General features: G+C 44.2%; 25 protein-coding genes. 20 read left to right on the forward strand and 5 right to left on the reverse strand.

Features of this window, described 5'->3' with window-relative positions; all coding sequences use genetic code 11:
• The first annotated feature begins 118 nt into the window (after nt 1-118).
• The 3 genes from DMB88_RS12145 (at nt 119) to DMB88_RS12155 (ending at nt 3,578) form a co-directional block, all read left to right on the forward strand.
• A complete protein-coding gene (locus DMB88_RS12145) occupies nt 119-721 on the forward strand; it encodes a nitroreductase family protein (protein ID WP_128101566.1) in 603 nt (200 codons plus the stop codon).
• A 115-nt stretch (nt 722-836) separates the two neighbouring features.
• Nucleotides 837-2,477, forward strand: coding sequence for an S-layer homology domain-containing protein (locus DMB88_RS12150; RefSeq protein WP_254438538.1), 1,641 nt, complete (start codon nt 837-839; stop codon nt 2,475-2,477).
• Between the two features lie 171 nt (nt 2,478-2,648).
• A complete protein-coding gene (locus tag DMB88_RS12155) occupies nt 2,649-3,578 on the forward strand; it encodes an NAD(P)/FAD-dependent oxidoreductase (protein ID WP_128101567.1) in 930 nt (309 codons plus the stop codon).
• Between the two features lie 102 nt (nt 3,579-3,680).
• Here DMB88_RS12155 and DMB88_RS12160 read toward each other — a convergent pair whose 3' ends face one another.
• Nucleotides 3,681-3,869, reverse strand: coding sequence for a hypothetical protein (locus DMB88_RS12160; RefSeq protein WP_128101568.1), 189 nt, complete (start codon nt 3,867-3,869; stop codon nt 3,681-3,683).
• A gap of 126 nt (nt 3,870-3,995) precedes the next feature.
• On the opposite strand from DMB88_RS12160, the gene DMB88_RS12165 reads away from it, so the two are divergent.
• From DMB88_RS12165 to DMB88_RS12195, 8 genes are all read left to right on the forward strand, one after another.
• Nucleotides 3,996-5,120 (forward strand): FAD-binding oxidoreductase, encoded by a 1,125-nt coding sequence (locus tag DMB88_RS12165; protein ID WP_254438539.1) that lies wholly within the window; start codon nt 3,996-3,998, stop codon nt 5,118-5,120.
• Nucleotides 5,075-5,536: a hypothetical protein gene (locus tag DMB88_RS31050; RefSeq protein ID WP_254438540.1), complete on the forward strand. Its 462-nt coding sequence runs from the start codon at nt 5,075-5,077 to the stop codon at nt 5,534-5,536. Before DMB88_RS12165 ends, DMB88_RS31050 begins: the two co-directional genes overlap by 46 nt.
• Entirely contained in the window at nt 5,436-5,981 is a 546-nt protein-coding gene (locus tag DMB88_RS12170; RefSeq protein ID WP_128101569.1) for an MFS transporter, read from the forward strand. Before DMB88_RS31050 ends, DMB88_RS12170 begins: the two co-directional genes overlap by 101 nt.
• A gap of 96 nt (nt 5,982-6,077) precedes the next feature.
• Nucleotides 6,078-6,422: a DUF3243 domain-containing protein gene (locus DMB88_RS12175; RefSeq protein ID WP_128101570.1), complete on the forward strand. Its 345-nt coding sequence runs from the start codon at nt 6,078-6,080 to the stop codon at nt 6,420-6,422.
• A gap of 278 nt (nt 6,423-6,700) precedes the next feature.
• Nucleotides 6,701-7,267, forward strand: a complete 567-nt coding sequence (locus tag DMB88_RS12180; protein WP_128101571.1) for a hypothetical protein — start codon at nt 6,701-6,703, stop codon at nt 7,265-7,267.
• 235 nt (nt 7,268-7,502) lie between these two features.
• Nucleotides 7,503-8,360, forward strand: a complete 858-nt coding sequence (gene cyoE / locus DMB88_RS12185) for a heme o synthase (RefSeq protein ID WP_128101572.1) — start codon at nt 7,503-7,505, stop codon at nt 8,358-8,360.
• A gap of 155 nt (nt 8,361-8,515) precedes the next feature.
• Entirely contained in the window at nt 8,516-8,998 is a 483-nt protein-coding gene (locus DMB88_RS12190) for a tetratricopeptide repeat protein (RefSeq protein WP_128101573.1), read from the forward strand.
• A gap of 24 nt (nt 8,999-9,022) precedes the next feature.
• Nucleotides 9,023-9,763, forward strand: coding sequence for an AAA family ATPase (locus DMB88_RS12195; RefSeq protein ID WP_128101574.1), 741 nt, complete (start codon nt 9,023-9,025; stop codon nt 9,761-9,763).
• A gap of 8 nt (nt 9,764-9,771) precedes the next feature.
• Here the strand turns inward: DMB88_RS12195 and DMB88_RS12200 are convergent, their stop codons facing one another.
• Complete coding sequence (locus tag DMB88_RS12200) at nt 9,772-10,647, reverse strand: LysR family transcriptional regulator (protein WP_128101575.1); 876 nt, start codon at nt 10,645-10,647, stop codon at nt 9,772-9,774.
• Between the two features lie 165 nt (nt 10,648-10,812).
• Here DMB88_RS12200 and DMB88_RS12205 point away from each other — a divergent pair, with 165 nt between their 5' ends.
• From DMB88_RS12205 to DMB88_RS12220, 4 genes are all read left to right on the forward strand, one after another.
• Nucleotides 10,813-11,760 carry a DMT family transporter gene (locus tag DMB88_RS12205; RefSeq protein WP_128101576.1) on the forward strand — a complete coding sequence of 316 codons (948 nt, stop codon included), beginning with the start codon at nt 10,813-10,815 and terminating at the stop codon, nt 11,758-11,760.
• Between the two features lie 223 nt (nt 11,761-11,983).
• On the forward strand, nt 11,984-13,009 hold the full coding sequence (locus tag DMB88_RS12210; RefSeq protein WP_128101577.1) for a LacI family DNA-binding transcriptional regulator: 1,026 nt from the start codon (nt 11,984-11,986) through the stop codon (nt 13,007-13,009).
• 247 nt (nt 13,010-13,256) lie between these two features.
• Nucleotides 13,257-15,803 carry a beta-mannosidase gene (locus tag DMB88_RS12215; protein ID WP_128104417.1) on the forward strand — a complete coding sequence of 849 codons (2,547 nt, stop codon included), beginning with the start codon at nt 13,257-13,259 and terminating at the stop codon, nt 15,801-15,803.
• Between the two features lie 237 nt (nt 15,804-16,040).
• Nucleotides 16,041-17,948 (forward strand): AraC family transcriptional regulator, encoded by a 1,908-nt coding sequence (locus DMB88_RS12220; RefSeq protein ID WP_128101578.1) that lies wholly within the window; start codon nt 16,041-16,043, stop codon nt 17,946-17,948.
• Nucleotides 17,949-18,121: 173 nt separating this feature from the next.
• On the opposite strand, the gene DMB88_RS12225 is transcribed toward DMB88_RS12220, so the two are convergent.
• Nucleotides 18,122-18,793: a hypothetical protein gene (locus DMB88_RS12225; RefSeq protein ID WP_128101579.1), complete on the reverse strand. Its 672-nt coding sequence runs from the start codon at nt 18,791-18,793 to the stop codon at nt 18,122-18,124.
• Between the two features lie 54 nt (nt 18,794-18,847).
• Entirely contained in the window at nt 18,848-19,369 is a 522-nt protein-coding gene (locus tag DMB88_RS12230; RefSeq protein WP_128101580.1) for a M57 family metalloprotease, read from the reverse strand.
• Between the two features lie 342 nt (nt 19,370-19,711).
• Here DMB88_RS12230 and DMB88_RS12235 point away from each other — a divergent pair, with 342 nt between their 5' ends.
• The 5 genes from DMB88_RS12235 to DMB88_RS12255 all read left to right on the forward strand — a co-directional run bounded on the left by DMB88_RS12235 (nt 19,712) and on the right by DMB88_RS12255 (nt 23,848).
• A complete protein-coding gene (locus DMB88_RS12235) occupies nt 19,712-20,389 on the forward strand; it encodes an SOS response-associated peptidase (protein WP_128101581.1) in 678 nt (225 codons plus the stop codon).
• A 228-nt stretch (nt 20,390-20,617) separates the two neighbouring features.
• Nucleotides 20,618-21,748, forward strand: a complete 1,131-nt coding sequence (locus DMB88_RS12240) for an NADH-dependent flavin oxidoreductase (protein WP_128101582.1) — start codon at nt 20,618-20,620, stop codon at nt 21,746-21,748.
• 183 nt (nt 21,749-21,931) lie between these two features.
• The gene (locus DMB88_RS12245; protein WP_128101583.1) at nt 21,932-22,699 is read left to right on the forward strand and encodes a DeoR/GlpR family DNA-binding transcription regulator; all 768 of its coding nucleotides are present in this window, start codon (nt 21,932-21,934) and stop codon (nt 22,697-22,699) included.
• A 43-nt stretch (nt 22,700-22,742) separates the two neighbouring features.
• Nucleotides 22,743-23,201 carry an OsmC family protein gene (locus DMB88_RS12250; protein WP_128101584.1) on the forward strand — a complete coding sequence of 153 codons (459 nt, stop codon included), beginning with the start codon at nt 22,743-22,745 and terminating at the stop codon, nt 23,199-23,201.
• A gap of 59 nt (nt 23,202-23,260) precedes the next feature.
• Nucleotides 23,261-23,848, forward strand: a complete 588-nt coding sequence (locus DMB88_RS12255; protein WP_128101585.1) for a DUF2062 domain-containing protein — start codon at nt 23,261-23,263, stop codon at nt 23,846-23,848.
• On the opposite strand, the gene DMB88_RS12260 is transcribed toward DMB88_RS12255, so the two are convergent.
• On the reverse strand, nt 23,826-24,755 hold the full coding sequence (locus DMB88_RS12260) for an AEC family transporter (RefSeq protein ID WP_128101586.1): 930 nt from the start codon (nt 24,753-24,755) through the stop codon (nt 23,826-23,828). The genes DMB88_RS12255 and DMB88_RS12260 overlap by 23 nt on opposite strands.
• Nucleotides 24,756-24,938 lie beyond the last annotated feature (183 nt).

Below are 24,938 nucleotides of genomic sequence, written 5' to 3' on the forward strand. Positions count from 1 at the left end.
GGATCACAAAGTTTGTATATTTAGTGAAAATAAATTAGTTTATTGACTAATGTTTGTTACTATATTATAGTTACTAATGTTAGTAAGATGAATGAAAAATTTAGGAGGCGAATATGTAATGTCTACAACTTTCTTTGACGCGTTGAAAAACAGAAGATCTTATTATGGAATCAGTAAAGAATCCACTATCTCGGATGCCAAAATCCAAGAGATCGTAGAAGAAGCGGTGAAATACACGCCAACTTCATTCAATTCACAAACATCCCGCGCAGTCGTATTGCTGGGCGAGCAACATGATAAATTGTGGAATCACACAGAAGAAATTTTGCGTGAGGTTGTAGGTAACGAAGAAGCATTCAAATCTACAGCTGAGAAAATGGCAGGATTCCGTAGCGGTTATGGTACGGTTCTGTTCTTCGAAGACAACAACGTAATTGCACAACTCCAACAGAACTTTGCAGCTTATGCGGATAATTTCCCAATCTGGGCTAACCAATCCAATGGTATGTTGCAACTGGTAATCTGGACAGCACTGGAACAAGAAGGGTTGGGCGCTTCCCTGCAACACTACAATCCACTGATCGATGAGAAAGTTAAACAAGAGTGGAACATTCCAGAGAACTGGAGATTGATCGCTCAGATGCCATTTGGTAAACCAACAGCTACACCAGGTGAGAAAGAATTCCAACCGATTGAAGAGCGTGTAAAAGTACACAAATAAGCTACATTGCTTAACTGCTTCATATACAAATTTCCAACATTTAACCACATACGGCCTCGCTTCAATTTGGTACGATGATTTATGTTCGTACTCCAATGAAGTGAGGCTTTTTAATGTGATAAATGAAAGAAAGAAACGTATCTATATGCGGGCTTTAAAACTGGTATTGAGTGGCGTAGTTCTTCTTGGATCAATGATGAGTTACAACAACAACAAGGCTCAAGCAGCAGGTGCTACGCAACAATTTCAAGATATCAGTAATAGTTATGCACGTATTGCTATTATGAATCTAGTAAATAAGGGCATTGCTGCGGGGACCACCGACCATACATTTGAGCCTAAGAAAGCAGTGACCCGAGCTGAGTTTGCCACTTTTGCGGTTAGAGTACTGGGACTTAAGCCGGTGAAAAACAATCTGAGTCCCTATCAGGATACGAGTTCAACTGCATGGTATTACGGCAATATCTCTGCGATGACAAACCTTAATATTATGGAAGGAAAGGGTCAAGGGATATTCCAACCTAATGCCAACATTACGAGAGAGGAAGCAGCAACACTGCTGGTGAGAATGCTGAAACAGCAGACAGGCTCTACCGGACTACTTCCTTATACTTATGCAGATGCATCCCTTATATCAGGTTGGGCCAAACCTTATGTTCAGGTGGTCTATCAATTAGGCTTAATGCGAGGCAGTGATGGATATTTCCGACCACAGGATCAGGTGACAAGAGAAGAGGCGGCGGTTATGCTTCATGCGATATTGCAGAATAAAGCATGGTCTGAGCAGCTGCAAACACCAGATCAATTGGGGATTCAGCTTGGTTGGCAATATGATTCAACGACAGCAGAATTTAAGCAACAGGTGCAACAATCGGAAGTGAACACACTCGTGCCCAGGTGGTTTTTCCTGAATAGTAGCATGCAGGTGACAGACCATACGGATTCCACGCTATTAACGTGGGCAAGGTCTACGGGGAGGGAGGTGTGGCCTCTTCTTGGGAACCGTTCCAATCCGACACTTACCCATCAGATGTTATCTAGTGCTACGAATCGTGCCAATGTGATATCTCAGGTGGTTGCTTATGTGATAAAATATGATTTACATGGCATTAATGTAGATTTTGAGAATGTACAGCCTGCTGATCGAGAGGGGTTGACTACATTTGTCACATCCCTGGCGACATCTCTACACGCGATAGGCGCTGTTATATCTGTGGATGTGTCACCTAACCTTGGAACGGATTGGACGGCAGCTTTTGATTACGCTAGGTTAGGAGCAGTATCCGATTATATGGTATTGATGGGATATGAGGAGCATTGGAATGGTGACCCCATTGCGGGTTCGGTTGCCTCCCTTCCGTGGGTAGAACAGGGACTGGATACCATGCTTGCTGACGTTACACGCTCCAAAGTAATATTGGCGCTGCCACTCTATACACGGGATTGGTCATCACAGAACACAGCTACAAGTTCATGGGATATAACGCTTGGTGAGCAGGGAATGCGAGCCAAGGCTCAAGGTTCTGTGAGACAATGGAATGCAAGTTTGGCACAGTATGTCATTGGTTATTCAGGTAGCGGTATTCCACGATATATCTGGGCAGAAGATAGCCGTTCGTTGACTGCCAAAGTGAGGATGAGTACAGAAAGGAAAATTGCTGGTTTAGCGTACTGGTATATGGGCGGAGAAACCTCGGATGTGTGGAACGCCATTTCGAATGCTGATCGCTTTGAATCATATGTGTTTTCATATTAAATATAGCTACAACCCAAATAAACCGAGTTGCTCGCGGATGGTTTGGGTTGTTTGCTTTGGATCAAACTATAGGTAGACGTTTGAGTTAGTGTAGTTGGTTTAATGAATATAAGGGTTTTATGAAACTACACATAGAAGAAAAGAAGATGATAGCATTGGAGGAGAGAGAGCATGCAGAATTATGATTGCATTATTGTAGGCGGAGGAATCGCAGGGCTTCAGGCAGCTATTCAGCTGGGACGTTATAGCTCACATCATGTGCTTGTAATTGATGCGGGAGAAGGACGATCCACCCTGTGCCGAACCTATCATAATATTCTTGGTTATCCTGACGGCGTTTCCGGAGAAGAGTTACGCGCCAAAGGCAGAATGCAGGCAGAACGAACCGGAGTTGATTTTCAAAAGGGTCGTGTAATTGAAGCTCAGCGAAAAGGGGAACGTATTCAGCTTACCTGTGATAATGGGTTAACTTTTGAAGCGAGTACCGTTCTTCTGGCTACTGGACTTTCTGATCGTATTCCCGATATCCAGGGATTAAACCCTACTCTCGGCAAGACGGTGTATGTATGCCCGGATTGTGACGGCTATGAGATACAAGACCGTAAGACCGTTTTGTTAGGTTCTGGCGAGGCTGGTGCGAATATGGCGTTGGTACTCATTGAGCGAACCAATGATCTGTTATATGTGAATCATGAACATAAGCAGATCTCCGCTGAGCTTCATCGTCGGATGAAGGAAGAAGGGGTTCGTTACCTTGAAGCTACTGTGCAGGAAGTGCAGCAATCCGAAGAGGGTTATATTACAGGAATTCTAACCGAAGATGGTCAGATGTTTGAATCTGAGCGGGGTTTTATCGCTTTTGGAGGCAACCGGGTACACTATGAGTTGGCGGAGCAATTGGGTGCTGAGATTGCTGACAATAGACATGTGAGAGCTGATCCACGCACAATGCAAGCAGCTCCAAATGTATGGATTGCGGGTGATCTTGGTGTGCATGCCGAACAAGCGACAGTTGCTATGGGAGAAGGAGCGATTGCAGCTATCTGGATTCACAAGGAATTGCAGCGTATTGCTAAGGAAACAAAGGTAAGCCAGCTCTAACCGATGAAAATCATCAGTGACCTATCTCGCATAAAATAAAGAAGAAGAAAAGTCCTTGTACCCTTGTTCGGGTAGAAGGACTTTTTCTTTCTGTAGTACGTGTTATGATTTGTTCTTATCATTTTGATCATTTTTGGTGTTTTTGTTTGGGTGAGCTATATTATCCACGATATCTCCTAAAGCATCCTCAATCATGTCTGTTGGACCTGGATTGTCTTGGTCTGGATGTAAGATGGCGTTTACACCAGGTTTCAGATTTTCATTTCTTTTATCTTTTTTTGATTCGCTCATAAGTTGTTCCTCCTTCTGATATAAAGTACGAGGTATACCTAACATCTGCAATTGTTGTAATCTATATGTAAACGATTAACCAATTCGTTTCATTTGAAACGTGGTAAATGGAGGGATCAGGTACAAGTGGTCAAAAAAGGTGCGATACTCCTATTACTGGCGATGCTATGTATTTGGTCTTACTGGAGAACGAGTGGAAGTGATCAAGATCCTTATCTGATCACAGACTATAGTCGTTTGCATCCCGTAAAGGTGGAGCGAATTGTATCAGGAGAAGAGGAGCAGCAGCTGGTTAAGCTGCTACAGGAAGCCAAGAAACATAATATGACCGTATCGATTGCTGGACAACGACATAGTCAGGGAGGCCATACATACTACAAAGACGGAATTGTAATTGATATGACATCGTACAACCGGATACTTGAGATTCGGCCTGAAGCGAAGAAAATGACAGTACAGGCGGGAGCTACCTGGGCAGATGTACAACGTGCCATTAATCCCTATGGACTATCTGTGAAAAGTATGCAGTCCCAGAACATCTTTACGGTTGGTGGTTCAATAAGTGTAAATGCGCATGGACGTGAACTCCGTAATGGAACGTTAATGGAGAGTGTTGAATCCTTTCGGTTGTTAACAGCAGAGGGCGAGATTAGAGAAGTCAGTCGTACGAATGATGCAGAACTTTTCTCTTTGGCATTAGGTGGATATGGGTTATTTGGTGTAATTCTAGACGTCACGTTAACGTTAACTGATGATGAATTGTATCGATTGACCACAGATCAGGTTCTCGTTAAAGATTATCCGGCGTATTTCCGTAAAGACATCTTAGGCGATTCAAGTATGCGGATGCATCTGTCACGCATTTCGTTGATACCGGGTGAGGGCTATTTTCAGGATATGTATGCAATCAATTACGCTTTAGATTCTGAAGGTGATTTGAGTGATTACAATCATCTTGCGGTGCGAGAGCAGGGTGTGCTACCAGCCAAAATCCTGTTTAATCTGAATCGAGAATTTCCGTGGGCTAAGGACTGGTTCTGGCAACTGCAACAACGTTATTTTGAGTCTCAGGATGGTCAGCGAATCAGCCGTAATAATGCCATGGCATCTCCGTCCGCATTTATGGAGTATCATCAGCCTGGAAGCAATGACCTGCTCCAAGAATATTTTATCCCGATGGATGAATTTCCAGCTTTGTGCAAGAGATGGGGAAGATTGTATCTGAACAGGAACTGGATTTGCTCAATATAACGGTACGTTATGTGAAACAGGATGAAGAAGCTATGCTCTCATATGCAACACAGGACATGTTTGGGCTTGTCTGTCTTTTTCACGCTTCTTTATCGGAGGAAGAGCAAGCTACATTCAAATCTGGCCTTCAGCAGATCATAGATACAGCTATTGCACACAACGGTACGTATTATTTGCCGTATGAGGCTTATGCGACTTCAGAACAATTCGAGCAAGCATATCAGCATAAGCAGGCTTTTTTTGCGGCCAAAGAACGATATGATCCTGAACACCGGTTTATGAATTATTTTATGGAGCAGTATGGGGGAAACATGAATGAGTATTCAATGGCTTGTCCGCTCACAGAGCATCGTCACCCTGGCATCAGGAATGATCTATCCATATTATTTGCTTTTTCTCAAAAATTTAGGAAATAGCTTCTCGAAATACGGTCTAGCCTTTGCCGTCTTTACGATCAGTTCCGCAGCTGCTTCCCAATGGCTCGCACCTCGTTTGGATCAACATGCGAAGCAATGGCTTATCGTTAGCTCACTAGGTATGGCAGTTGCCATGATTGCGTTTCCTTGGGTCTTGTCGTACACGTGGGTACTGATACTACAGATCATGATGGGATTATGTAATGCGATGCAGCGTATGAGTGAGCGAACATTACTGGCGGATTATACCTTACCGGGTCAGCGTGGACACGCGATGGGGAATTATCATTTTTGGACGTCGGCGGCCTCAGGTTTTGCTGTTATATTGGGAGGAATTCTAATTGATTGGCTCACGATTGATGTGTTATTTTATCTGAGCGCTGCGTTATATGTAGGTGGGGCATGGGCAGTGTGGAGATCGGTATCGTCAGTGGAAACAAAGTGATGGTAAAAAGTAGCGTATAGAACTGGCTGATTAATCCTTGAGCAGAGGTTTATATTATAAGTAGCTATATTAATCACGCTTAAGGAGGAATTCCGAATGACTGAAAACAACCATGTTATTCATAAAGATGGGCAGGTCGCTACAGAACAAGTAGAAGGTGCAATCAACAAAATTCCTTCCGAACAGAGGGATAACATTTTAGAAAATTTTGATGCCTTTAAAGAATATCTTGGAAAACGGATTGCCGTAGGGGAGTCCATTGGACTGGGTGAAGAACAAATGGCCAAAATAGCTGAGAAAGTAGCCGATTATCTGGCTGCGAAGGAAGAGCCCCGGAACCGGGAAGAGAAACTGCTTCAGGAGCTATGGAATGTGGGCAAGGAAGAAGAACGTCATATGCTTGCTCATATGCTCGTCCGGTTAGCACAGCGAGCACATTAGTCGAGAGATATAGAGAGGCCTTGGATGTGAACATCCAAGGTTTTTTATTTTTATGCTGTCTTCTTTATCGCAGTCCCATGTAATGTGGTATTTTATCGTGTTAGCGAAAGTAGTGGTGACGTTGATTGTAACTATTTTTCATCTGGCTGATACTTTTGCAATAACGACTTCACGTATGATATAGGGAGTAAGAAATAACGGATTTTCACATGTAGCGTTTGAGATGGAAGGCTTACGGTTAAGAAATAGTAACGTTCATATAAGGAGAGATGCTGCCTATGAAGAACGCGGCGAGACAATGGAAACTACGAATGCTGGGTATTGCTGTTGCGGTACTGGGCATGATTGTGATTGCTACATATGTATTAACACCTGCTAATGCTGAGGAAAATGCATCCGCTACTCCGGCTGCTGCCAAACAGGTTCAGGCTAACAATACTGAGATGTTTACAGCCTTTGTGGACAATCTACAGCATGAGAACGGCAAGCTTTACCTTGTGGTTGATAAAATTGGCTGGTATCAAGGTGAAGAAGCAGATAAAGTGTTTGAACAACGCAATCCGGATTCAGGTCTAGACGGTGCTCCTGATGGGTATTATATCGTCAATGATAACGAGGAGCAGGAGAAGTTTGAAGTGAGTGCAGATGCTGAGGTGTTAATGCAACTGTATGATCGGGATGGAACGATTCAGGGTGCAGACATTCAATGGAATGAGCCAATAGAACTCAGTACATTTGAAACGCTGTATGACAAAAAAGATATTTTGGATCTATCCGTGTTCCCATATCATATAACGGTACAAGACGGCAAAGTGGTTAAAATTGTACAACAGTATATTCCTTAAACGTAAAGGACAAGATTGAAGCATTCCTTCCGTTCGACAAGAGCGGTTAGGAATGCTTTTTTAGTTGAAACCATCTCTTAGTATCTTCAGCTAATTCCATTTTGTTACAAAATCAATGATAAATACGTTATGAAATGGTTTCAGATATGACAAATATTCGAAGAAGATTGTAATTCATTGTAGGTACAGTTATCATTAGAAGAATGGTTTTTTTACATATTTTCAGGGGATGGTCATGCTTAAAGACATGATTGCGTTAACAAAACCCGGATTGCTGCGGTTGAATGTATTTGCGGTAGCCGTAGGCTTCTGGGTCGCTTCAAAGTGGGATATTTCTTGGTTATCCCTGTTCATGGTCGTGATTGGATCTACGTTGGTTATTGCCTCAGCTTGTGTAATTAATAACTATTGGGATCGGGAACTTGATCAGAAGATGGAACGGACGAAGAAGCGGATCGAATACATTAATCATCTGAAGCCGTCATTTGTGCTCTGGTACGGAATTGTACTTGGTGTCGCGGGGTTCATCGTGTTGTATGTTATGGTTAATCCGTTGTCGGCTTGGCTTGGCCTGGGTGGATGGTTTGCTTACATTGCGATCTACACCATCTGGTTGAAACGCAGCTCGACCTGGAGTACGTCCCTTGGAGGAATCGCGGGTGCAATGCCACCCGTCATTGGTTACTGCGCTGTTACGAATCAGATTGATGTAGGTGCATGGTTGCTGTTCGCTCTGTTATTTCTCTGGCAGCCGCCCCATTTCTGGTCACTTGGCATTCGGCGGGTAGAGGAATATCGCGCGGCGGGATTCCCGTTGCTGCCTGTTGTCAAAGGCGTAAAGCGCACGAAGCTACAGATGATTCCTTATGTATTGCTGTTACTACCCTCGGTGTTCCTACTGTATTACTACAACTATGTAGGCTTGGTATTTCTGATCGTCGCTTTAGGCGGCGGACTGCTCTGGTTAATTCATACGTTGAGTGGTATGACTACGAAGGATACGGAGAAATGGGCCAAAATTAATTTTTTGATCTCGGTCAATTACCTGATGGTGGTATTCATTGTGATGGTGGCTAATACGACTTGGTCGTAACATAGATCCCAGGTGAACAATCTTTAAAAGCATTCTATGGAGAATAGTTGGACAACCTTTGTTGTCTTGAGATACTCCTTGGGGTGCTTTTTTAGTATATAATATAATCATAAGATGTACATAAAAGGATGTTTATGGGAGAACGGAGTATTGAGATGAGCGAATTACAGCAGGCTATTGTGTTAAGACAAGAGGGAAAAGCCGAAGAGGCTATTGTATTGTTAAAAAAAATAACGGATCAGGAGCCGGCTCATGCTCAGGCATGGTATCAGCTCGCATGGGCACATGACAACCTAGGATTGGAGCGGGAAGCTGTTCCATACTACGAAAAGGCGATACAGCTCGGACTGGACAAGGAAGATCAAGCGGGAGCTATTCTTGGTTTGGGGAGCACGTATCGAACACTAGGGGAGTACACAGAGGCTGAGAAGTGGTTGGTGCAAGGAATCAAGTTATTCCCTGAACGTCGTGAATTTGAAGTGTTCTATGCCATGGTTTTATATAATCTCGGTAAACATGCCGAAGCAATGCAACGTCTGCTCATCCAATTAGCAGATACGTCTAACGATTCGAATATTGCTGATTATCAGCAAGCCATTCGTTACTATGCAGATCAACTTGATCGGGTATGGGAGTAACACTTAAATTCGGGAGGTATCCGCATGCCTTTTCTTAAAAAAGTCGTACTTCGATGGCACGATTGCCCGCCGGAGCAACAAGATCTTTTCCCTTATCACATTCCTGCATTACGTAATCTTGATGAATTAGAATTCAGGCATAAGGTGACCTTCCTGGTAGGAGAGAATGGCTCAGGCAAATCGACACTGCTCGAATCAATCGGCGTAAGCTGTGGTTTTAGCATTGTGGGTGGTAAGGATCTGGTTATTACGAATGAAAAAGACGATGCCTCGTTATCGACCATTATGAATCTGCAATGGATGCCGAGAGTGAAGCAGGGGTTTTATTTTCGAGCTGAAACTTTTGATACATTTGCCAAGTATATCGATGAACTTGCAGATGATCCTAGCGTTGGTATGAGCGCATACGCACCGTATGGAGGGAAGTCTTTGAATGTGCGGTCACATGGTCAGGGATTTCTTGAATTTCTAACCAATCGTCTGAGCACAAAAGGACTGTATTTACTGGATGAGCCCGAATCTGCTCTATCGCCACAGAATCAGCTGGTCTTGTTAAGGATGATTCATGAGATGGAGAGCAGCGGGTCGCAATTTATCATCGCGACTCATTCCCCCATATTAATGTCGTATCCGGATGCTTGCATTTATGAGTTCAGTGAAGAAGGAATTATAGAAGTGGCGTATGAGGATACGGAGCACTTTCTACTGACCCGTGACTTTCTTAATCATCGAGAACGGTATTATAAGCAGTTGTTCGTGGATTAGGGCGTATCCTAGTTAGACGGCGGCAACCATTCTTGTACCGTTTCAATAAACCGACGTGATGCGGGAGCGAGATTACCGAGCGAGGTACAGGCGATACCGATCGTGCGATAAGGCTCACCTGTGATGGGCACAAGAGCGAACTCATCGGTGTGACCTTGTACCACCATTTCGGGCAGCAGGCTGATGCCAAGCCCATTTCGAACCATTGCCATGATGGCTTGATCCTCGGCTACCTCGTAGATCACGTTCAGTTTCACGGCATGTATGCGAATTAAACGTTCAATTTCGTTGTCGCCACCCCACTTCGGCAAAATGAAAGGTTGTTCCTGTAATACATCGAAACTAACAGATGTGGTGTGAGCCAGGGGATGATCTAGAGGCAGGATGCACATCATCCTGTCTTTTTGTAATGGAATCGTTTCATATGGTGTAGTTTCACCAAGGGACAAAAATCCAAGGTCGATCGCCCCACCAGCAAGCCAGCCCTCGATTTCTGCATAATCACCCTCCCATAGCTTGATCTCAATTCCGGGATGACGCATTCGAAATTGTGTAAGAATTCCAGGCAACCATTGCGTTGATACACTGGCAAACGTTCCTATGCGAACAGTACCCACTTCAGCTCCTCGGATTAGGGAAATCTCTTGGTTCATTAATTCTGTCCAGCGTAGAATCTCGCGTGTATACCCAAGAACTCGTTCACCCTCAACTGTAATCCGAACCCCAGACCGTCCACGACTCAGTAGTGGGAATCCACATTCCTTCTCAAGACTGGCAATCGCATGACTAACAGCGGATTGCGTAATATTAAGCGCTTCTGCAGCTTTGGTAAGGCTGCCATATTCCACGATTGTATTGAATATTTCATATTTAATTAACGACATGAGCGCATGATTCCTCTCGTTTCAAGATACATGAATTTATTTCATGTATATCATTATAATTATTCATTTTAATAATGCAAAGAGATCGTTTATACTTGCCAAGGCGAATTCATTTGCCCTGACAGATAAGCAGATAAGATCATACAGAATGAAGGTAGACTTAGAATGAGTAGAGTTAGCAGTAGACCCACTAATGGAGCGAGAAGAGCTGACATTCAGATGTTGCTTGCAACCGTTATTTGGGGGTCATCGTATTTATTTATGAAATCTGGACTGGAATCGATGCAGGAATTAAATTTAGTCGCTTTCCGGTTTGCAATTGCATTTATTGCCGCCGCCGTTATTTTTCACCGTAGGTTATTCCGAATGGATCTACGTACACTTATAGCAGGAGCGGTTATGGGAACAGCATTATTTGCAGCATTTGTGTTCATTACATATGGTGTACAGCGAACAACGACATCACAGGCTGGTTTTTTGATTAGTTTGGCCGTTATATTTGTACCAATCCTAACAACGATTATCCATCGACGTATGCCAGATACACGTCTCATGTTGAGCATCATTGTTGCGGTTACTGGACTGGGATTGTTGACTCTTCAGCACGAGCTCAGCTTACATACCGGAGATATCCTTTGTATTGTTGCCGCATTGATCTATGCAATTTATATTATGATCGCTGGCAAATTCACACCAAAGCATGACCCGTTAACACTGGGAACGGTACAATTAGGGGTTGCCGCGATCTGGGGTATTGCCGCTACCTTTTTGTTCGAAAGTCCTCGCCTGCCGGATTCACCTGAATCATGGGCGGCGATTCTAGGGCTGGGTGTATTATGCAGTGGTATAGGTTACATATTGCAGACACTAGCACAGCGACATGCTTCACCGACCCGAACAAGTCTTATTTTCTCGTTAGAGCCGCTATTTGCCGCCGCGTTTGCTTTTAGTTTTCAAGGAGAAACCTTAACGTTACAAGGATATACAGGAGCAACACTGATGTTGGTTGGTGTATTAATTACCGAGATCAAAGCCGTTGAACTGATGTTCTGGCGTCGCAAGCAACCTAGTATACCGTCAGAACTAGGAGAACGGGGAGCACCTGGCGTCTAGTCAATACAATCATTAGTGAAATATAAGGAGTGGGGTATCTTTTCATTCAAATGAAGAGAGCCCCGCTTTTTGTTTTGCACATTTTATCTATTAGCGGATCATCGAATACAGTTTAGTGAAGAAAAAAAGATGTTCTAACAACCAAACAAAATAATAACTTGTTTTGTTGAATTCAACTTTTTATGCTACACTGGATGAAAATAAGGGAAAACGGGTGAGTCGTATGGCTAAAAAGGTAACGATGCAGCAAATTGCCGATGCTGCCGGCGTATCGAAGTTTGCTGTCTCTCGTGCTCTGACGGGGAAACCGGGAGTAAGTGAATATACACGTGAGATGATTGTAAAGACCGCAGCTCAATTAGGTTACTTCAAGGCTGAACCGAAACGTTATCCGATCGAACAGTCTGTAGAGCAGGACAATCTTTCAGATAACACAGGAACCATTTTGGTGCTGTTCCCTAATATTCGATCACAGAATCGCTCTTCACTCTATTGGGGACCGGTATTCGACGGTATTTCAGCCCGCTTGAATGAGAAGGGGCTAGACATATTAACCTTAACAGAACCTTCATCAGATCGGATGTTCTCTATGCTGAATCCAGAAGCAATCAGGGGGATTATTACAGTTGGCGCAATCTCTGCTTCAGTATTGCTGGAGATTTATCGGTTGCGTATCCCACTTGTAATGGTGGATCACGAGGAACCGGCGGTTCATGCAGACACAGTGTTTACGGATAATGTCAAATGTATGAGAGAACTCGTGCTTATGCTGATTGGCAAAGGGTACAGGCATTTTCAGTTTGCTGGCGAGCTGCCTGATGCAGCGAGTTTCAGAGAGCGCTGGTTTGGCTATCGTTCCGTGCTGGAAGAGATGCAGATTCAATCCAATCAGCAACCAGGACTACTTGGACCGGACAACGATCATATTCGAAAAGCGATTGAAGAGATGAGATTTGAAGATCTTCCAGAGGTCTTTGTCTGTGCCAATGATTTTACAGCTGTCGTTGTGCTACGTGCTCTTAAAAATAAAGGGATTGATGTTCCAGGACGCTGCTCCGTTACTGGCTTTGATAATACAAGAGCAGAGGAGCAGATAATGGCTTCGGTCCATATTGATAAAGAGCATCTTGGTAAGAGAGCGGTTGACCATTTATTGTGGCGGATTGAACATCCGGATCAGCCTTTAGAGCGCAAGTTAATTTACTCAGAGTTAGTTGTAAATGATATGCATCAGACCAAGCTACTGTAGAATAAAAGTTCAGTATTCACCGCAAAAATGAACAGGAATTTTACTAAGACATAGGCATGACACAGCCTAATGTCTTTTTTTGTTTGCGTTAGCAAACATAATAAATGTTATTTACAAAACGAATGTTGACTATGTTGAGGTTATCATGTTATTTTTGTTTTGTAAGTTATTGATATTATAATAACAAAACCTAACAAAGTGATTTGCTGGTGTTTGCAAAAAAACTTTATTCATAACGGAGGCTATGATGAGTACAATACAATCGCAGGTTTTTCAGAACTGGACGTTTAAGGCATGTGAGGATCAAGAATGGTTACCCGGACAAGTACCGGGCTGTGTACATACGGATTTGCTGAAGCTGGGGAAAATTCCGGATCCGTTCTATGGAACCAATGAAAAAGAGGTTCAGTGGATTGATAAGAAAGATTGGGAGTACCAAACGAAATTTGATGTTCAAGAGAAGTTATTTGCACAGGAGCATCTGGAGCTTGTATTCGATGGACTAGATACGTATGCAGATGTATATGTGAATGATCAACATGTGTTGTCTGCGGACAATATGTTTCGTGTGTGGAACGTTGATGTAAAAGCGGTTGTTAAAGCACAAGACAACGTGCTCAGAATTCGTTTCCGTTCTCCGATTCAGGAAGATCTGCCTAAGCTTGAGAAGCTTGGATACGCTCTGCCTGCAGCGAATGATCAATCCGATGTAGGCGAGCTCGGAGACAAAAAGGTGAGTATTTTTGCCCGTAAAGCTCCGTATCACTATGGATGGGATTGGGGTCCACGGTTCGTAACAAGTGGCATCTGGCGCGAGGCTCGGTTGGAAGCCTGGTCTGAGGTACGAATCAATGATGTATATATCCAGCAGCAGGACGTGAGCGCTTCGGTCGCTTCATTGACCGCTGTGATAGAGATTGATGCAGACCATGCGGGTGACACCGTCATTCGGATCAGTACAGATGGTCAGATCTGGGAACAGGCTGTAACGTTAAAGTCAGGCCTACAGACCGTAGAAGTTCCTGTTACGATTGAGCAGCCGAAGTTATGGTGGAGCCGCGGACTTGGTGAAGCACATTTGTATTCTTTTGTGACAGAAGTGCTTGCTGGAGAGCGTGTGTTGGCGGAATCAACGGTTAAGACGGGTATTCGTTCAATTCGTTTGGTTCGTGACAAAGATAAGGTTGGGGCGTCCTTTTATTTTGAGTTAAACGGTGTGGCGGTTTTTGCCAAAGGAGCTAACCATATTCCGAACGACAGCTTCATTACCGAAATTACGGCTGAGCGTTATCGCCATGAAATTGTCTCCGCTGCGGAATCTAATATGAATATGTTAAGAGTATGGGGCGGAGGCATCTACGAAGAGGATGTATTCTACGATTTGTGTGATGAATACGGTCTGTTGGTATGGCAGGACTTTATGTTCGCATGCAGTATGTACCCTGGAGATGAAGCGTTCCTCAATAGTGTAAGACATGAAGCGATTGATAATGTTAAACGTCTGCGTAATCACCCTAGTATTGCATTATGGTGTGGTAACAATGAGATAGATTCAGCTTGGGCTCACTTCAATGAGAACGGTGGCTGGGGTTGGAAGAAAGACTTCAATACAGAGCAACGCGAGAGCATCTGGGCAGATTACAAAGCCGTTTTCCATGATCTATTGCCAGAAGTAGTGGAAGCCTATGCACCTGGTATTGATTATTGGCCATCTTCACCGCTTGTATCTCTGTCAGATGACGAGAAACAACATGCCCATCCTTCTACATCCGAAGGGGACATCCATTACTGGGGCGTATGGCATAGTGTTGAACCTTTTGAAAACTACAACGTTCACGTTGGTCGCTTCATGAGTGAATACGGATTCCAATCCTTCCCAGAATATAAATCAGTGCGTACCTATGCCGAGGAAGAGGATCTGGCTCTTGAATCCGAAGTGATGCTGGCTCACCAGAAGAACGGTGCAGGCAATCGTCTGATTAAACAATACATGGATATGTACATGCATGAACCGAAGGATTTCCCATCCTTCCTGTATATGAGTCAAGTTCTTCAGGCAGAAGCGATGAAGACAGCTATTGAAGCGCATCGTCGCCGCAAACCATACTGCATGGGCACGCTCTACTGGCAAATGAATGATTGTTGGCCTGTAGCTTCATGGGCAGGTATGGATTATCTCGGTCGTTGGAAAGCATTGCAGTACTACGCGAAACGCAGCTTCAGTGATGTCCTGATTTCAGTCGATGGTACCAAGGAAGCTACAACGGATATTTATCTCATCTCTGATCAACTGGAGGCTGTGAAAGGAACATTGCAACTACGGCTTATCGGATTTGATGGAACTGTACATCGTGAAGAAGAGCATCAGGTAACGCTTGGATCGAACTCCGGCCAACAAGTGCTATCCCTCAATCAGGCAGAGTGGTTACAAGAGCTTAGTCCAGCGACAACGTTACTACGACTTGATTTGAAGCAAGAAGGACAGGCGGATATTGTGCAAGAGCACTATTTTGCTCCATCGAAGGATATCGGCTTGAAGCAGGCTCAGATTCAGGTAAAAGAAGTTAAGGAGAACGATACGGTGTATCTCGAACTTGAAAGTGATGTTCTTGCAAAACAAGTATGGATTTCTTCTGAAGCAGAAGGCGTATTTTCGGATAATTTCTTCGATCTCATTCCAGGTATCCCGGTTAAGGTGAAGTTTACGTCGAGAGCCGGACTGCAAGATTCAAGTGCAGCATCGTCCGCGGGCTCCATTCAGGTTCGTTCGATGGCTAATTTTATTAAGCTATAATTCAACATATTCTGAGTTGAGAAATGGTCTGATGATTACAAGGCTGTTGACTCTCCCTTAGTGGGGGAGCAACGGCCTTTTTGGCTACTATATTATCGAAGGAGTAGCGTGTTCTTCAACTTGTACTTCAATTTGTGATGCAAATTCGTTATCATTGATAATTATTATCATTTGAACAAGGCTGTTATAGGGTTGGGTGAAGGTGATTTACATAAAGCTGGGAGAAAGGAAAACAACATGAGTATGCAAGATCATATTCAATTATGGGATCAGGTTCAGGTGCGTGTCTTAGATGTACGTTTCATGAGTTTCCAGAAGAACGAGCAGATGCGACGATATGTTCTACCTACAAGTACGTTTGTTTTTATAAGCGGTCGGGGACAATTGTGGTTGAACCACGAGGTGTGGTCATCAAGCCGATTCCTACTATTGCATGGAGGTAAAGGCCGATATTTGACGATTGAGGCTACAGAGCCCATTGAAGTTTATTTTATATTTTATAAAGCTACGTTACCATCTAATGTACTTCGAGAGTACCATATGATGCTGCTTAACAGTAATCCTTTTGAGCAGAACTGGGCAGAGGAACCCGTACATCCACTGGAGCTGCGTGAGCTCTCTCAACATATTCATCGCTGCTGGAATGAACAGGATCATCTGGGCAAACTGCAAATCAAAGGCTACTTTTTTCATTTGGTTCAACTTGTGACCCGGCAGCGTTCAGAGAGACAGGGTGGCGAGCAGCTTCCTTCACTAACCGAACAGGTTTTGCGTTATATCTCGGGGCATTTTCGGGAACAGCTCTCGCTGGATACGTTGGCAGAGTCATTGAATTATAGCCCGCAATATCTATCCAGGAAGTTCAAAGAACAGACAGGGGTTACACCGACAGAATACATCATTCAGATGAGAATGAACGAAGCGCAGAATTTACTTGTCTCAACGGAAGCAACTTTAAATGAGATTGCTACCTATGTGGGGTACCCCGATCCCTTTTATTTCAACAGAGCTTTCAAGAAGGAAATGGGAACAACACCTGGTAAGTTTCGTATAGAGCATCGCAAACGAATGAATAGGGTTTCGAAAAATACAATAAATGAAACAAATGAGTCCATTGTAAGCAAGGAGACGGAACGTTATCCTTTAGTTGATGATGATAATCATTATCAATTTAATGGAGATGAGGAAACGGAAATGTTTAACAATCTTAAAGCAGCACTGATGTCACTTGTGCTGATCTTCACATTGAGTGCTTGTGGCACAGCCACGCAGAGTGCCGTATCGACTGATGCAGCGGCTGAAGAAGCCGAACAGCCTGCTGTTGTAGAGATGAAAACCGTGAAAACGGCATTTGGGGATGTAGAAATTCCTGCCCACCCGCAGCGAGTTGCCGCTATAGATTATCTGGGAACAGTACTTGCTCTTGGTGTTAAGCCCGTTGGTGGAGGGCAATTTCTGATGAACAGTCCATACTTAGAAGGTCACTTGGATGGTATTGAAGTCATTGGAGATTCCGTTGAGCAATTAATGGAGCTGCAGCCAGATCTCATTATCACATTGAATCCCGACAAAGCAGCTTATGAAAAATACAGTCAGATTGCACCAACCGTCTCGATTGCATCGATTACGTTCCCAGCGCTTAAGGATGAGGTGAGTTATTTCGGCGAGGTGCTCGGGAAAGAGGCAGAAGCACAGGAGTGGCTTGCTAACTTTGATCAAGAGATTGCTCAAATTAAGCAAAAGGTCAATGATGTTGTTCCAGCTGATACAACGTTTTCGGTCATGCAGGAATATGATCGTCAGGTCTTTATATTTGGTAATCAATCGGGGCGTGGAGGACGTAACATTTATGAGTTGCTTGGCCTACAAGCACCTGAAGTAATACCTGCCGAGTTAATGGAGGGTGCATATCATGAATTCTCCATTGAATTGCTCTCTAAATACGCAGGGGATTATCTCATTTTGACTAGCAAAGCACAGCTTAAGGAGCTTCAAGCAGATCCGGTGTGGGGCTCATTGCCTGCTGTTCAGAATGGACGTGTGTATTTATGGACTGAGGAAGAGTCTTGGTTCCGTGATCCGATTGCTCTGCTGAAGCAGACACAAGATCTGGCTGAATGGATCATTGATCTCAATTCAAAATAGTAAAATCACATGAAAATAAATCATTCAGCTTCAGTATTCAATGTTAAAACGTGCTGCTTCGTTTTTACCGGAGCAGCACGTTTTCTTATATGTAAGACTCATCGTGTGGGGGAGAGAAAGTATCATCTGTGAAAAAGAACAGTGGGAGGTTAAGAGAATACAAGCACGTGAGGTTATTTACTCTGTTCTTCACTTTGAATTTGGTTCAGTTGATCAAGGCTTAATGTAAGGTCATTTTCGGGATTCGCACTAACAATCACCGGAGATGAGGCCTGCTCTGTCGACTGGCTGGATTTGCTCGCCGGTTTGATCACATACAGACTTTGAATGGAGTTGAGGAGACTGGCGGGTGTGTCTTCGTAGGTTTCAAGGAAGAGCACATAATCCTTCGTAGGAATAAGCGAGACGTGGTCATCATTGATAATCTCTGTGTTATTCAGTTGTCCTCCCAGTTGTTTAACTTCAAGCGTATCCCCTGCTACGAATGCACCTTTGTAGGATTCAGCAACTTGAATCGTATGAATGGTGTAGATTTTGTCAAAAGCAAGCCCTTCATTACCCGTATTGAACTCAGCATTTTGAGCAATTCCCTGATCAGCTTCGGAAGCTTGTACCCTGTCATTTAATGCTTCTACACGAGTTTGGAGCACATTGCCTTTGATGATGGTATCCGCTCGATCCGAAAGGTCGTTGATGCTTGAATAGCTGGGAAAGTCTTCTGAAGCAATCACAGTGATCGGAGCCTGAGAAGTTGATGCCGTTTGTGTATTGACCGAAGAACAACCTAGTGCAGACAGAATGAAGATCGAAGAGGCAAACAGGGTTAATATTTGAATTTTTCTCATGAATATAATTCCTCCTTGAATCGGTTTAGTAGAGAGAGGTTCTAGAACGAGGCGTTAATATCTGGATCTAACATTGTTGATATCAAAGGTCTGCGGCTTGGTCATCGAATTACGGTTGCGGGTGTAGGACATGATGGAGGGGCTGGACGTGGTTGGGTTATCTCCAAGCCAAACGGAGTGGCCTAGTTCGTGCACGAATACGCTCTGAATGAAGTTGGATAAGTTGGTTGCGTCTGCTGATATGGTAGAAGCGTTGAGCTCGATGCGGAAGCTTACCACTTGACTGCCTGATACAGAAGCATAGTTGACGCCATAGGCAGTGTTATTGAAGTTTCCGGCGGTGATGGTATTAGGGGAGTTGTTTGATTTGGTGAACTGTACCTTGGCACCTGCGTTGTTCCAGTTGGCAATCGAGGCGTCCATCGGGGTTTGCCATGTAGAAGTGTAATTATAAGGACGAATAGGAATGGTGGAGCTGGGATAACCGTAATTCAAGAAGGTTGCGGCGTAGATTGTACTGCCAAACATCGCGAGGGCTGAGAATAACATGATGCTCATAAGAATTTTCCTTTTCATACTTAAAACCTCCAATAAATGTATTATTTTACTCTATTAGAGTAACAGGGAATTGATCTATTGAAATGAGTCTGAAGTCATTGTTTTAAAGGATTAATCTCTCTTTTTTTCATAAAAATTAAGCATATTTCGTCTAAACAACTGGATTGCTGTCGAATCAAAACAGGCTTAGGAACATGTCCAGGGACATGGGCTCCGTCATTATTAACAATGGATGTAAGCTAGAGTTCTAGAAGAAGCTTGTGAATAAGACAAGTATTTTGGTACCGTTCCACATGCATAATTTCCCTCCGAATACAAACAATACAAACAACTTAGAGAGGGAAAGGAAGTGCCTTAAGCATGTGCAACCGATTTTCATTGGCGGCAGATTTAGATGAGGTTAGAGATCATTTCAAGATACAGCGAGTGATGTATTATTACAAAAACCGTTATAATATCAGTCCCACCCAGCATACGCCAATCATTCTTCATCAGGATGGGGAGCGTGTATTGGATGAGTTTCGTTGGGGGTTCATTCCATTCTGGGGACGTGATGCGGTGAATGCGAACCTGATGACCGTGCATGATAATCCTTCGTATTACAAATTGGTGGAAACCAAGCGGTGCGTTATTCCATGCAATGGTCTCTTTTACTGGCGTCAAGAAGGTAAAAAAAGCTTTGCTGTTCGTGTCGTTATGCCTGATCGTGGTTTGTTCGGCATTGCCGGATTGTATGAGATTTGGAAAGACACACGGAAACAACCGCTTCGTACTTGCACGATGTTGATGACAGGCGCCAACATGGTTACCCGGGAGTTTGGTAGTAAGATGCCTGCGATTTTGTCGGAAACGGAAATTGATACGTGGCTTGACCCTGCTAATACTCGTGTAACGCAGCTTCTACCACTCTTGAAATCCTACAATAGTTCAGACATGCATCTGTACCCGGTGACACCGATGGTGGGGAATGATGAACATGATTGCTATGAATGCGTAGAAGAGGTAGAACAGAAGCTAGCGTATGTGCGCAGTTACTAAATCAGGTCAACCGATATAGATTCCAATGAAGGCGGAAAGTCTTAAGGCTTTCCGTCTTTTGTTGAGTTTAAGAGGCTGAATTTCCGTTTAATGGAGAGGGTGCTCATGCTGCTGAGAAAAGAAAAGTTGAAATGTAATCGAATAGTAACTATAATAATTACAGTAAAAAGAAATACGTATTCATATATCTATTAAAAGAGATATTTATATTTAGGAGGGAAAACCTTAATGAATCCAAAATTCAACAAAATGTTTGAACAAGTCTCTCTACCCAACGGCATCGCTCTCAAAAACCGGATCGTACTGGCGCCAATGACACATATGTCTTCCAACGCTGATGGCACCGTATCCGACGCGGAGCTTGAATATTATGCACGTCGTACCGGCGGTGCGGGCATGTCTGTAACAGCTGTAACCTATGTAACGCCGAACGGTATCGGCTTCCCTGCACAATTTGCAGCTTATGATGATAGCTTCATTCCTGGATTGAAACGTCTGGCAGATACAATCAAACAACAGGGCTCCAAAGCTGTATTGCAAATCTTCCACGCAGGTCGATTGACTCCTGAACAAGCTGTTCCAGCAGGTCAAGTGGTGGCACCGAGTGCAGTTGCCAGTGAGCGTCCAGGCTCTCCATTGCCAAGAGAACTATCCGACGAAGAGATTACGTCAATCGTTAGGGATTTTGGTGAAGCGACACGTCGTGCCATTGAAGCTGGATTCGACGGTGTTGAGATCCACGGTGCGAACGGATACCTGATTCAGCAATTCTTCTCTCCGCATTCGAATCGTCGTGACGATCGCTGGGGTGGTAGTGTTGAAAAACGCCTGACGTTCCCAATTGCGGTGGTTGATGAGGTGCAAGAAGTGGTGGCGAAACATACTAAACTACCATTTATCGTTGGTTATCGTTTCTCACCAGAAGAACCGGAAACACCGGGTCTTACGATGGAAGAGACCTATGCACTGATCGATGCATTGAAAGAGAAAAACTTGGATTATTTGCACGTATCCCTGAATGAATTCTGGTCTAAGCCAAGACGTGGTGAAGCTGATACACGCTCTAGAATGGAGTTTATCCTTGATCGTGTAGGCGGTAAATTGCCAGTCATCGGTGTAGGTTCAATCCATACAGCAGATCAAGCAGCTGAAGCGCTCGAGAGTGGTGTACCTTTGCTTGCCATTGGACGCGAGCTGATTATTGAGCCGGATTGGGTCGAGAAGATTGAAAGTGGTCGGGAAGAAGATATTGAGACTATTCTCACGAAATCGGATCAGGAGCGTCTAGTTATTCCGGATGGTTTGTGGAACGCGATTGTCAACACACCAGGTTGGTTCCCAATGGCCGAAGACAAATAATAACTGATTTCAGTTGAATCATTCATGGCTAATTCTGATCAAGTAAGCAGGATACATGAAGGTTAGGGGGAGCAGAGGCTCCCTCTTTTTTGTCATGCTTTCGAAATTCTACTTCGGAGAGCACTGTGGTATGATGGATGAACAGAAATGTCTTGGATAATCAACGGTTTGGAGTGAAGGAATATGCTCGTTGCGGAACGGTATGAGAAAATAGTGGAATGGGTGGACGCACAAGGAAGCATGCGCGTTACAGAGTTAAGTGAACGCTGCGGTGTGACCGAAGAGACGATACGGCGAGATCTGGACAAGCTGGAGCAGGCGGGTAGACTCAGGCGGTCACATGGTGGAGCGGTCACGATTAAATATAAGGATGAGGGACAGCCGGAGATTCCGTATCCGGAGCGGGCTGTAACGCATGCGGATGAGAAACGTAGAATTGCGGATGAAGCAGTCAAACTGGTCGAGTCTGGCGATCGAATTGCCCTCGATGCGAGTACGACAGCTTGGTATATGGCGGCAGGATTACCGAATATCCCACTTACAGTTCTGACGAATTCGATTAAAGTGGCGGCAGAACTTAGCAATAAGGAACAGATTCGCGTGATCGCGACAGGCGGTCAATTGGCCTCAAAGTCACTGTCCTTTGTAGGGCCGCTGGCTGAGCGTTCTTTGGATGCGTATCATGTGGACAAGGTGTTTCTATCATGTAAAGGTGTGCATCTAACCAAGGGCATCAGCGAATCGAATGAACTGCAAGCCTTGGTGAAGCAAAAGATGATCAGTATTGCCGATGAGGTTATTTTGCTGGCAGATTCGAGCAAGTTCAATATACAGGCGTTCACGCGGGTCGCAGAGATCGAGAGTGTGTCTAAAGTGATCACGGATCATGGCCTGGATGAAGAGCAGGTTAGTATGCTTGAAGAACAAATGATTGAATTTACACGGGTCTAATCGTCGAATATAGATAATGTAATACGAAAGGAATGACTATATAATGAAGCATCCTTTTCACCTGAAAGCTGTATGGAATGGTGGACGCAATAGTGAGGGTCATATTGATGCTGGAGGACTGAAATCCGTCATCTCGATTCCACAGGAAATGGGCGGCCCGGGAACAGGCACGAATCCAGATGAAATGTTGCTCGGAGCAGCCGCTACCTGTTACGTCATTACGCTGGCAGCCATGTTAGAGCGTTCTGATATTACACCTTATGAATTGACGCTGGAATCAGAGGCAACGGTGGATGTAACGAATAACATTTTTACGTATGAGCGGATCGTGCATCGACCTAAAATAGTACTACAAGCAGATGCCACGGAGTCGGATGAAGTGAAGGCAGAGCGACTGGCTTACAAGGCAGAGGAATCTTGTATGATCTCAAGAGCTGTAGCAGGCAATGTAATCATTGAAACAGAGCCCATAATTGTTAAAGCAAGTGTTGGCCCGATGTGACCAGCAGAAGTATAGACGGCAATAGCCGTCATTTTGGGTAAGATGAAGGGAAGTTCAGTATGAGCAATCAGAAAAGTAAAACCACCCGATTTGCACGTTTGCGACGTGCCATGAAGCTGAATTTCCTCAAATTGTTACGTGCTCCAGGTGGTGCTCACAAAGTATCGACGGGGTTCGCCATAGGCTTTGGACTGGAACTGATCGTTATTTCTACCGCATCGCTAATTTATCTGGTGTTCTACCCGATTGTTCGGCTATCAGGTGGGTCTTTGCCAGCCGCAATTGTAGGGAATGTTGTTGGCAAGCTTACATTCTTACCGATCATTCTGATGCCGCTTGCGAAGCAGATTGGTTCTTGGATTTTACCGGCACATAGCATGGGGAATGGAATTGTGCATGAGAGTGCATGGATGGAGTTGTTCCGTGGGAATTGGTCAGCTCTGAGCGAGCTGTTGTTAGGTGGACTTGATATATTGGCAGGCATGTCGATCTTTGGGGCAACGCTGGGGTTAATTTCTTATTTTGTCGTCAAATTCTTCTATGTAAGGGCGCTAAACCGTCGGTATGAACGCCGATTGGAGAAACGCCATCAAGCGGCGTCATCTCCATCGACTGCTATGCTAATTAGGAAACCATCACAATCATAATAGGCAGTATGCCCATAGATGCAACGGTTGTCCACAAAATGCAGCGCGATACAAACTGAGGCGAGGCATTGAATTGTTCGGCAAGTATCACTGCATTTACTGCGGTTGGCATGGATGACAGGATCAGCAGAACACTGAATAACGTTCCCTCAACTTGAAGCGCGCGAAGGATCAAGTAGGAGAGTACTGGTGCTGCGGCTAGGCGCACGATAAGTCCTGTCCAAAAAGCGCGGTGAACATTTGGCAGCCATGGCTCCGTTGACCCACGTGGACGCAGCATCTGTGCTCCAAGAATGGCAAGTACAACGGGAGCATATCCTGTTGCAATCATCGAGATCCCTCCATCTAACGCTTCAGGCAAATGAAGATCGGATGAACGAAGGAGTATGGCGATGGTCGCTGCATAGATTGAAGGCATACGAAAGACGGACAACATGGCCTTTTGAACTGTGAATTCAGATCGCGCTGCAAAAAAGATACCGACCGTATTTACAATAATCATCTGTCCAATCACATAAACCGAAGCCTTATCTAGTCCAAGCTGGCCAAAGGCTAATAGTACAAGCGGGAGCCCGTAATTCACACAGTTCGTAAACGTGGAGACGAGGGTAAGTCCCGCTTTTTCACTTGCCCCTAGCTTAAAGACTCGGCTTAGCAATTCGGCAAGTAGCCAGAGGGCGACAAGATTAATAATCGAAAACCAGAGCGTGCTTGTGACGTCTGTCCATGTAATTTCGGCGTGAAGCAATGTATCAAAGATAAGGGCTGGGCTCAAAATATAGAGGGAAAAAGTTGAAAGCGGCTTGGTATCCCAATTTTTGAATCTTTTGAGCAGAAGACCTGCAATGACAGGAAGTGAAATAGGGAGAAATACGTGATATAGCGTCAACATAAATGAGTGCAACAACGTTGTTCAGTCCTTTCTAGATGTCAAACCTCTCTCATCATATCAGAAATGCATCTTAGGATGAATAAATTGGCTATAATCCTGTGAATGTGGGTGCTGTAATACGGCTTGTCGGCAGCGTTTGGAGCGAGGGTGGATTGCTATTTTGATATGACAGATTTATTATAGAAGAGGTGCAACAAG

This window comes from Paenibacillus sp. DCT19, from assembly GCF_003268635.1.
In the GTDB taxonomy this organism is placed as follows: domain Bacteria; phylum Bacillota; class Bacilli; order Paenibacillales; family Paenibacillaceae; genus Paenibacillus.